The following is an 8,126-nucleotide window of genomic DNA, read 5'->3' on the forward strand; positions in this document are numbered from 1 at the left end:
GCCATCACTCAAACCAAAGTAGCGGCACAAACGCAAGTCTGTATCGGCGGTGATCGACCGCTTGCCCGCCACAATTTCACCAATGCGCTGTGCAGGCACACCAATTTCCTTGGCGAGTCGATATTTGCTCAAACCCAAGGGCTTGAGGAATTCTTCTTCCAGCATTTCGCCAGGGGTGACGGGTGCAACTTTTCTCATGTCATTTCACCTCAGTGGTAGTCCACGATTTCCACATCAAATGCGCCTTCAGCGCACCACTTAAAACAAACGCGCCATTGATCGCCGATACGAATGCTGTGTTGGCCTTTTCGATTGCCCTTGAGGGCTTCGAGTCTGTTTCCGGGCGGCGCACGCAAGTCATCCAAAACGCTTGACCAATCCAACTGTTCGAGCTTGCGCAAAGCGGGACGTTCGATATTGACCCAACGCGCCACCCGCACGCCATCAAACAGCTTTTGTGTCTCTAAGCATTTGAAAGACTTGATCGCCATGCACAAATAGTAACGCCACGCATGACTAATGTCAAATAGTTAATCACGCAGCGTAATTGCGCCCACCAAAGATTGCCGTCCCCACCCGCACCATCGTGCTGCCAGCCTGCACAGCGGCTTCTAGGTCGCCCGTCATACCCATGGACAGGGTGTCGAACTGAGGCAGGTTCAGCGTGGCTTTCACGTCATCAAACAAGGCGCGCGCTTTGGCGTGCACGGTCACTTGCGCGTCAAAACCATCCACGGGGTCAGGGATGGTCATGAGGCCGCGCAATGCCAAACGGGGCAGGTTGGCAATTTCGGCAGCCAGCGCCAGCACGTCGGCAGGGGCGATGCCTGATTTGGTTTCGCCGCCGTCGATGTTGACTTGAAGGCACACGTTCAGCGGCGCTAGGTGCGCGGGGCGTTGGTCGCTCAGGCGTTGTGCAATTTTGAGTCGGTCTACGGTGTGTGCCCAGTCGAAGTGCTCGGCCACGAGTTTGGTTTTGTTGCTTTGCATGGGGCCGATGCAATGCCACACCAAGGGGTGTGCGCCACCTTGCAAAGCGGTGATTTTGTCTACCCCTTCTTGGATGTAGTTCTCCCCAAAATCGCGCTGACCACACGCCGCCACTTGGCGCACATCGTCGGCGCTGAAGGTTTTAGAGACGGCCAGCAATTGCACCGCATCGACGCTTCGACCACTCGCCACGCAAGCCGCCGCAATACGCGCTTGCACGACGCGGAGCTTGTCGCGCAACTGTGTGTCTGTATCTGTGTTTTTCATCTTGGGTCAACTTTAACAAGGAGCCCGGCATGCCGCCCACACCATCCCACCTGAACACGTTGCTACGCCTCGCCGTGGCGCAACACGCTTCGGACTTGCATCTGTCTGCGGGCTTGCCACCTATGGCTCGAGTGATGGGCACTTTGATGCCACTTGGCAACAACACAGCACCATTCACACACGAAGCCTTGCTCGCGCTTTTGACCCCACTGATGGACGCCCCCGCACAAGCCCGCTTCGCCCAAGGGCACGAGGTCGACTTTGCGTTTGCCATGGAAGGCTTAGGCCGCTTCAGAGCCAACGCGTTTTTGCAGCAACACGGTTGTGGTGCCGTGATGCGCCACATCCCCAATCAAACGCCCACGCTAGCGGCGCTGCAAACGCCACGGGTGCTGCCTGAGTTGTTGCAACAGGTCGGCTTGTTGCTGGTCACCGGCCCCACCGGCTCGGGCAAATCGACCACCTTGGCGGCGATGGTGCAACACCTCAATACGTCCACGCAACAACACATCGTGACACTCGAAGATCCGATTGAGTTTGTGCACACCTCGGCGCAATGCGTCATCACACAGCGTGAAATAGGCACGCACAGCCACAGCTTTGCGCACGCGCTGCGCGCCGCTTTACGCGAAGACCCTGATGTGATTTTGGTCGGCGAGTTACGCGACCTCGACACCATCCGCCTCGCCCTCACCGCCGCCGAAACCGGCCACTTGGTGCTGGCCAGTTTGCACACGCGCAGCGCGGCAGCGAGCGTGGAGCGCATCGTCGATGTGTTTGAGGCCCAAGAAAAAGCATTGGTGCGCGCTCAGCTCAGCGAAGCATTGATTGGCGTGATCACGCAAACCCTGTGCCCTGCAGCGCCAGCGTTGCACGGCACTGTGCCCGCCACCCGCTGTGCCGTATTTGAAACGTTGGTGGCCACCGCGGCCATTCGCAACCTGATTCGCGAAGGAAAAACCGCGCAGATACAAAGCGCACAACAAACAGGCGCAGCGCATGGCATGCAAACCATGGCGCAAGCGCTGCAAGACGCACGGGCGAACGGGCGAACGGGCGAATGGCCCCTGCCTAGCGCAAGCCGTTGACTCAGGTGACAGCGCAGGGCTCACACAGCCCCTATGATTCAGCGCACTTACAACCCCAGCTCTTAACGAAACGAACCATGTCTAGCATCAACGCCAAAACTTACGAATCCGCCACGTCCACGCCAGTTGCCTTCATCGGCATGGGCGTGATGGGCTACCCCATGGCGGGTCACTTGGCCAGCGCTGGCCACGCCGTGACCGTGTACAACCGCTCGCCAGCCAAAGCCCAAGCTTGGGTGGCTGAGTTTGCAAGCAGCAAGGCCCCCAAAAGCGCACTGACCCCACGCGAAGCGGCCAAAGGCGCACGCATCGTTTTTTGCTGCGTGGGCAATGACGACGACTTGCGCTCTGTCATTTACGGCGCTGACGGCGCCTTGGCAGGCATGGAGCCCGGCACGATCTTGGTGGACCACACCACCGCATCGGCCGATGTGGCACGCGAAATTTATGCGGCGGCCAAAAACCTCGGTATTCACTTCATCGACGCCCCCGTCTCTGGTGGCCAAGGTGGCGCACAAAACGGCCTGCTGACCGTCATGTGTGGTGGCGATGCGGCTGTGTTTGAACAGGTCAAACCCGTGGCCATGGCGTTCTCTCGCGCCTTCACGTTGATGGGCGAGCCGGGCGCGGGCCAGCTCACCAAGATGGTGAACCAAATTTGCATCGCGGGCTTGGTGCAAGGCTTGAGTGAGGCCATCGCCTTCGGCTCTAAAGCGGGCCTCGACATGAACTTGGTGCTCGACGTGATTGGCAAAGGTGCTGCGCAAAGCTGGCAACTCGACAACCGTGGCAAAACCATGGTGGCCGATAAGTTTGATTTCGGTTTTGCCGTCGACTGGATGCGCAAAGACCTAGGCTTGGTCTTTGACGAAGCCAAGCGTAACGGTGCCGTGTTGCCCGTCACGAAAATGGTCGATCAGTTCTACGGGGAAGTGCAGCAAATGGGTGGCAACCGCTGGGATACTTCGAGCCTGATCAAGCGCTTGAAATAAAACGCCTCTCCACGAAAAAGCCCCGCAGTTCACAAAGAACTGCGGGGCTTTTTTATGATGGTCAGCGCCGATTATTTGATCGGCGTCACCACCGCACCGCTGGTCGCAGGTGGCGTCAACGACACGGGTTTGCTATTCGACTCCAAGGACGGCGTGCGGTTGGGGTGCATGGCACGCAATTCGTCTTCGGTGATGTACTCAAACACTTTCACCACGCGCTTCACGCCGCTCACACCGCGCACCACCTCGGTGGCACGGGTGGCTTCGCGTTGGGTCACGCGGCCCATCAGGTAGACCGTGCCGCGCTCGGCCACAACTTTGAACACGTTGGCGAACACGTCTTCGCTGTCGACCATCGCCGCTTTGACTTTGGCCACCAACAACACGTCGTTGGAACGGTCCCCAAAGCTGGACGCAGGGCCGACAGCCAATTCATTGGCCACCAAACGCACGTTTTCGACGCGGCCAATCAGTTGCTCAATTTGTTGGCGAACACGGTCGCTGGACACTTCCCCTGTCATCAACACTTGGCGGTTGTAGCTGGTGAAGTTGATGTGCTCTTTGGTGCCGAAGTTTTCATCGCGCGCAGTGGCACTGCGTTGCTCAATACCTTCATCTTCGAGCTGAATACCGGTGGTACGACGATCGCTGGCAACCATCGCGCCACCCATCATGCCGCCGATCATGACGGGGGCACAGGCCGACAGGCCCAAGGAGAGCAACAGAGCGGCGAGTAGCTTTTGGCTTGTATTTTTCATAGTCATTCGTTTCCTTCTTGATCACCGAGCAACTGCGTGTCCACGCCATCGCAAATGCAATGGATGGTCAGCAAATGCACTTCTTGAATTCGGGCGGTGCGATCGTGTGGCACGCAAATGTGCACATCGGTTTCGCGCAGGGCTTGCCCCATCTTGCCGCCGCCTTTGCCCGTGAGGGCGACCACCGTCATGTCGCGCTCGTGTGCGGCCTGAATGGCGGCCAACACGTTGGGCGAACTGCCGCTGGTCGTGATGGCCAACAACACATCGCCCGACTGACCCAACGCACGCACTTGCTTGGCAAAGATTTGCTCGAAGTTGTAGTCGTTGGCGATGGCCGTGATGATGGAACTGTCCGTGGTGAGTGCAATGGCCCCCAACTCGGGACGTTCGCGCTCAAAGCGACCAACAAACTCAGCGGCAAAGTGCTGCGCGTCAGCGGCTGAGCCCCCATTGCCGCAGGCCAGCACCTTGCCACCACTGGTGACACTGGCCAGCACCGCAGACACGGCGGCTGCAATGGGTTTAGACAAGACTTGCGCGGCTTGGTATTTCAAGTCGGCACTGTCGATGAAGTGTTGCTCAATGCGTTGCTCTAACATGGCGGAATGATACCTTTTGTGCCCCTCACGCGGCATCAAATGCAGCGGGGTACCAATGCAGGCCGTCTGACTCGAACGCCACCACATCAAAACGGCAAGGGGGCTCTTGGGTCAAACGCATCAAAAAGTGCCGCGCCGCAAACACAATGCGCCGCCGCTTGGCGGGCGTGATGCTGGCCAAAGCCCCGCCGTGGTCAAAGTTACCGCGTTGGCGGACCTCGACAAACACCAGCGTGCCATCGCGGTCACGAAGAATTAAATCTATTTCGCCGCCACCACGTCCGGGCGTTCGATAATTGCGTTGCACCAGCTGCAAGCCTTGCGCTTGTAGGTGATGCAAGGCGCGGTCTTCAGCCGCATCCCCTTTTTGCTTGGTGGTCGATTCACGCGGTGTGTTGACCTTGAGCTTCTCCATAGACCCTCCCTGATGAGCGCCAACTTTGATTCAGCCCTGACCGCCGCACATGCAGCCGCCTCGGCTCAGCATTATCCGACCGGCTCCTTGTACGTGGTGGCCACGCCTATCGGTAATTTGGCCGACATCAGCTTGCGTTCGCTGCACACCTTGAGCCTGTGCGACACCTTGGCGTGCGAAGACACCCGACACAGCCAAACCTTGCTTCGCGCCTATGGCATCGACAAATCCTCGGCCCAATGGCTGGCCGTGCACCAACACAACGAAGCTGAAGCGGCACAAGAGGTGGTGCGCCGCCTGCAAGCAGGTCAGCGCGTGGCCTACGTCAGCGACGCGGGCACGCCCGCTGTGAGCGACCCTGGGGCGCGTTTGGCGTGGCAAGTGCAACAGGCAGGTCATCGCGTGATTCCGCTGCCTGGAGCCAGCAGTGTGACGGCGCTTTTGAGCGCGTGCGGCACACCGGCACATGACTCGTCTGGCTTTGTGTTTGTTGGTTTTTTACCCACCAAAGCGACCGAGCGCATGCACGCCGTTGAGGTGCTGCAACAAGAGGCGCGTACACAGGTGCTGCTAGAAGCGCCGCACCGCATCGAAGCACTTGCTGCCGCGTTGGCCCCGTTAGGTCAGCGCCCTGTGACCGTGGGTCGTGAGCTGACCAAACAGTTTGAAGAAATTGCCACCGTCGCTGCGCAAGACTTGGCTGCATGGGTACAAGCGGGCGCACAACGCACACGCGGTGAATTCGCATTGGTGATACATGCGCAAGTACAAAACGTGGAGTCAGGTGCCGACAACGACCGCGTGCTGACGCTTTTGATGGCTGAGTTGCCCCTGAAAACAGCCGTCAAACTGGCAGCAGAACTGACGGGACAAGCACGCAATACGCTGTATGAACGCGCCTTGGTGCTGAAGGCGCAAAGCGACGTTTGAGATGGTGCGGCTGGCGGGAGGCAGGTCAATACGAACTCGATACTAGCGTCATAAGTAACGACAAACCTACAGCCAAATAGTAAAGCAAGCGGACAGGATCGTTAGGAGCTAACGTCCTATCCATGCCGAATCGCCACTGCAGGGCATAAATCACCTTATCGATAGGGAGTGGTCTAGACCCAATGATCAATCTGCCGTTCGAGTGACTTTCCGCGTGGTTGAGATAAACAATAAATCAGTTCTTGTGCTTGTCACCGTGTCAGCTGCAACTTCATCTTTGACGGTCTGCCCTCTTGAGGTGTACTCGCCAGTACGAGCAAGCTGGTGACCATCTTCAAAAGTTACGACGTACTCAAAACTGGCTTCGCTTAAGGTTACCCACTTGAACGTGATTTTTTCTTTAGGCTTTAACCCTTGGGCAATACGCCCTTGCATTTCGTCTTGTCCGCGATAGCGAATGTCAATGTAACGAATTGGTTGCTCACTCACGTTCGCAATCTCGATAGTCGTGATCTCATGAAGCCACTCGAATGCACTGGAAGTCAAAGCTCCTGCTAGAAATAGCACTACCGCGATTAAGTACTTCATGAGCGCGCCTCTTGAGTCATGTCCAAGCCATCTGTGCTCTTCATCCACGCGACAAACTCAGGTGCCATTTCTGAATCACGATGCGCTTCAATTTTCTTTATCTGGTCGGCAAACCAAAAAACGCTCAACTTGTAGCCGACGGATTTTTCTTCATCCGTCATCTTGTGTTCTAAATCTTCAATTAGCAAGCTTGCAACTTTTGAGCCTCTGACACTTGCAAGCGCTAACCACTTCAACGCAAGAATTGGCGTCTGGTTCCGGTAGTGCTGCCCGAGTTGAGTCATGAATTTCACATCACCGTTTTCTGCTCGCTCTAGCAGGAACGCTGTGCTTGTAACGGGGTCGAGTTGGACGTTATCAACCAAGGTTACTTCTTGCTCTGCAAACTGGTCTTCTGTGAGTGGCTCACACAGCCTTCGTTTCAGATCCTGCCAAATTTCTTTTGCTTGTTCGATATGCCTCTCGTCTACATCCACAGTGATTTTTTCGAGACTTCCAAAATGCTCAGAAAACTCCGCTGCAAGCATCAATTGCCGAAATGCAATTTCAGGGAATAGTCCTTGCACAAACGCAAACTGCGTGAAGCAAAGTGATTTGTACTTTCCAACAGCTCCGGCTGTACTCAATATTTCAAATGGTGCATCGCTGATGCTGTCCCACTTTTGAGTCTCTGTACTTGTAATTACATTGGGACTCACATCCTCATGCACCAACGTGCGAAAGCCCCGTGCAGAGTGGTAAGTTTCTAGCGTCTTGTTCGTGAAATGTGCTCGCTCAATTTGATGCGCAACGAGCACAGCATTCATTGGAGTAAAGCCGTCCATGTTGAAGGTGCATGAGATTACTTCAGCATTACTTGCTACATATGAGCCGTGAGGGATGGGGCGCAACGTTATGTTCATTATTTAATTTTCGGTTTTTGCTGATTCACTCCGCTCTTGACTGGTCATCCAGTTATGAACTTTTTTTACCGTCACTTCATCTAACTTGCCGAACCTATTTCTGACACAAGAAATGTTGTCTTCAGTTATGCCGTTATTCACCCCCCATAGCATGTGCTTCCTAGCTATCACCAAAAAAATCTTTCCCGCTTTGGCATTTGGAATTAGCACTTCCCTCAGATATTTCTGAGCGGCCCACACACTTGGAAGTCCTGCCGCAAACCTGATTGCTCGGTCAGGCATGGAGATTGATGGATATGGACACACATTAAAGATCGCCACTTGAGACTCCAACGACTCGACGCTCTTTCCTAATGGATCTGCGATCCTCGGTTTATAAAACTTATGCCATGGCCTAGGCAAAGGCTCTACCCCAGTTCTTTGTTTACTGATTAGCTCTTGGTGCTTTTTATCTTCGGCGGATTCAAGGACGAAGTGCAACAAAGATGAACTGGTTATAGGTGGCTGAGGATGCGAGAGCATCATGGCCGCTTTAACCGCCAAATCGAAATTGCCCAATGTACAAGCACCTCAGCCGAGAAGAACGATACCAAA

General features: G+C 55.6%; 12 protein-coding genes. 3 read left to right on the forward strand and 9 right to left on the reverse strand.

The window, feature by feature from the left end:
* From RMS95_RS14340 to RMS95_RS14350, 3 genes are all read right to left on the reverse strand, one after another.
* The coding region (locus tag RMS95_RS14340; RefSeq protein WP_310646877.1) for a HigA family addiction module antitoxin at window positions 1-198 on the reverse strand (198 nt) is incomplete at its 3' end.
* An 11-nt stretch (window positions 199-209) separates the two neighbouring features.
* Window positions 210-491 (reverse strand): type II toxin-antitoxin system RelE/ParE family toxin, encoded by a 282-nt coding sequence (locus RMS95_RS14345; RefSeq protein ID WP_310646878.1) that lies wholly within the window; start codon window positions 489-491, stop codon window positions 210-212.
* A 43-nt stretch (window positions 492-534) separates the two neighbouring features.
* Complete coding sequence (locus tag RMS95_RS14350) at window positions 535-1,257, reverse strand: YggS family pyridoxal phosphate-dependent enzyme (RefSeq protein ID WP_310646879.1); 723 nt, start codon at window positions 1,255-1,257, stop codon at window positions 535-537.
* 29 nt (window positions 1,258-1,286) lie between these two features.
* On the opposite strand from RMS95_RS14350, the gene RMS95_RS14355 reads away from it, so the two are divergent.
* Window positions 1,287-2,345 carry a PilT/PilU family type 4a pilus ATPase gene (locus tag RMS95_RS14355; protein WP_310646880.1) on the forward strand — a complete coding sequence of 353 codons (1,059 nt, stop codon included), beginning with the start codon at window positions 1,287-1,289 and terminating at the stop codon, window positions 2,343-2,345.
* A gap of 77 nt (window positions 2,346-2,422) precedes the next feature.
* On the forward strand, window positions 2,423-3,337 hold the full coding sequence (locus tag RMS95_RS14360) for an NAD(P)-dependent oxidoreductase (RefSeq protein WP_310646881.1): 915 nt from the start codon (window positions 2,423-2,425) through the stop codon (window positions 3,335-3,337).
* Window positions 3,338-3,408: 71 nt separating this feature from the next.
* On the opposite strand, the gene RMS95_RS14365 is transcribed toward RMS95_RS14360, so the two are convergent.
* The 3 genes from RMS95_RS14365 to RMS95_RS14375 are packed head-to-tail and all read right to left on the reverse strand — an operon-like array spanning window position 3,409 to window position 5,112.
* Complete coding sequence (locus RMS95_RS14365) at window positions 3,409-4,101, reverse strand: BON domain-containing protein (protein ID WP_310646882.1); 693 nt, start codon at window positions 4,099-4,101, stop codon at window positions 3,409-3,411.
* A complete protein-coding gene (locus RMS95_RS14370; protein ID WP_310646883.1) occupies window positions 4,098-4,697 on the reverse strand; it encodes a phosphoheptose isomerase in 600 nt (199 codons plus the stop codon). Before RMS95_RS14370 ends, RMS95_RS14365 begins: the two co-directional genes overlap by 4 nt.
* Before the next feature lie 25 nt (window positions 4,698-4,722).
* Window positions 4,723-5,112 carry a YraN family protein gene (locus RMS95_RS14375; protein WP_310646884.1) on the reverse strand — a complete coding sequence of 130 codons (390 nt, stop codon included), beginning with the start codon at window positions 5,110-5,112 and terminating at the stop codon, window positions 4,723-4,725.
* Window positions 5,113-5,124: 12 nt separating this feature from the next.
* Here RMS95_RS14375 and rsmI point away from each other — a divergent pair, with 12 nt between their 5' ends.
* Window positions 5,125-6,042: a 16S rRNA (cytidine(1402)-2'-O)-methyltransferase gene (gene rsmI, locus RMS95_RS14380; protein ID WP_310646885.1), complete on the forward strand. Its 918-nt coding sequence runs from the start codon at window positions 5,125-5,127 to the stop codon at window positions 6,040-6,042.
* Between the two features lie 186 nt (window positions 6,043-6,228).
* On the opposite strand, the gene RMS95_RS14385 is transcribed toward rsmI, so the two are convergent.
* From RMS95_RS14385 to RMS95_RS14395, 3 genes are all read right to left on the reverse strand, one after another.
* The gene (locus RMS95_RS14385; protein ID WP_310646886.1) at window positions 6,229-6,630 is read right to left on the reverse strand and encodes a hypothetical protein; all 402 of its coding nucleotides are present in this window, start codon (window positions 6,628-6,630) and stop codon (window positions 6,229-6,231) included.
* Entirely contained in the window at window positions 6,627-7,454 is an 828-nt protein-coding gene (locus tag RMS95_RS14390; RefSeq protein WP_310646887.1) for a hypothetical protein, read from the reverse strand. The genes RMS95_RS14385 and RMS95_RS14390 overlap by 4 nt, the downstream gene beginning before the upstream one ends.
* Before the next feature lie 81 nt (window positions 7,455-7,535).
* A complete protein-coding gene (locus tag RMS95_RS14395) occupies window positions 7,536-8,057 on the reverse strand; it encodes a hypothetical protein (protein WP_310646888.1) in 522 nt (173 codons plus the stop codon).
* Between the last annotated feature and the right edge of the window lie 69 nt (window positions 8,058-8,126).

This window comes from Limnohabitans sp. (assembly GCF_031539175.1).
Lineage (GTDB): Bacteria > Pseudomonadota > Gammaproteobacteria > Burkholderiales > Burkholderiaceae_C > Limnohabitans.